Origin of the sequence: Achromobacter pulmonis (assembly GCF_002885955.2) — a bacterium.
Classification (GTDB): Bacteria; Pseudomonadota; Gammaproteobacteria; order Burkholderiales; family Burkholderiaceae_B; genus Achromobacter; species Achromobacter pulmonis_A.
In genome coordinates, this window is record NZ_POQS01000053.1 from 1 (window position 1) to 288 (window position 288).

A 288-nucleotide genomic window follows, 5' to 3' on the forward strand; every position below is an offset into this window, starting at 1 on the left:
CGGTACTGGTTCACTATCGGTCGATCACGAGTATTTAGCCTTGGAGGATGGTCCCCCCATCTTCAAACAGGATTTCACGTGTCCCGCCCTACTTTTCTTACGCTTAGTTCCACACTCAGAATTTCGTCTACAGGGCTATCACCTGCTATGGCCGGGCTTTCCATCCCGTTCGACTATCCTGAATGCTAAAACGTAAAGGCTTTTCCGATTTCGCTCGCCACTACTTTCGGAATCTCGGTTGATTTCTTTTCCTCGAGCTACTGAGATGTTTCAGTTCACCCGGTTCGC

Annotated in this window: 1 rRNA gene; it reads right to left on the reverse strand. The window is 49.3% G+C overall.

What is annotated here, in order from left to right:
- Positions 1-288, reverse strand: a 23S ribosomal RNA gene (locus C1I89_RS36125); the annotation flags it as partial.